Source organism: Oleiphilus sp. HI0125 (genome assembly GCF_001635355.1).
This window is the reverse complement of record NZ_LWGF01000954.1, coordinates 1-767: the sequence shown is the minus strand read 5'-3', so window position 1 is coordinate 767 and position 767 is coordinate 1. Positions and strand designations below refer to the sequence as shown.

Sequence of the window (767 nt, the reverse complement as noted above, 5' to 3'; positions counted from 1 at the left end):
TGTCGCAGCTAAAGTCTGAGCGCAGTGGCTTGTCCAAACGGAATTGTTGCAGACAAGCTAATACTAGCTGCCGCAACTATGCGAGAAATCTTCATAATGGTTCGTCCGTTAATATTTTATTTTTATTCAAGGTTTACCGAATCGATGGCTAAACCGAGAGCTTTATTCCTGCTCAGAGTGGCGGCAGGTCCTCAAGCTAAAGCTTTAAACTGGAGGGAATGGCGAAGCAGACAGTTCATTTGCTTCGCATTTAGTAATTTGAGCGTATTGTTCTTAGTTGATTGTGAGCAACTCATCGATCATTGACATGATTTCGTTTTCAGCAACAACGTTCGTTTCAACTGATTTCTCGTGTTGTTCTAACATCTCAAGTTGTGTTTCGACGATCTCAGGAATGTCTTCAGAACCTTGAAGTTTTATATCGAAGGCAAAGTCGATATCTAAGTCACGCGTTTGAACACTGATGGTAAAAGCATCAGTTTGTCGTGCGCCTTCGCTAAGCTTGATGCCATCAAGAGTAGCTTCATCAAAGTGGTAGAACCATTCTCCTGTAGCAAACACAATCAGTGAGCCGAAACGGCCCTGATATTCTTGAGCCTGCATAGAAGTGCTTTGATTCAAGCGTTTAAATTGACCATAAGCACCGATGCCTTCGTCTGAAATCATCGTACCTTTGTATTCGTTGTTAAGAATTTCTAGATGTTTTAAAGCCTGAAGCGAGTTGCGTTTGTTCTCAGCAGAACTCTGGTTGATGAGTTGTTCCACGG

Annotated in this window: 1 protein-coding gene; it reads right to left on the bottom strand. The window is 42.4% G+C overall.

Annotated elements, in window-relative coordinates; all coding sequences use genetic code 11:
• Positions 1–273 precede the first annotated feature (273 nt).
• The coding region (locus tag A3762_RS16375) for a VCBS domain-containing protein (RefSeq protein ID WP_156493522.1) at positions 274–767 on the bottom strand (494 nt) is incomplete at its 5' end.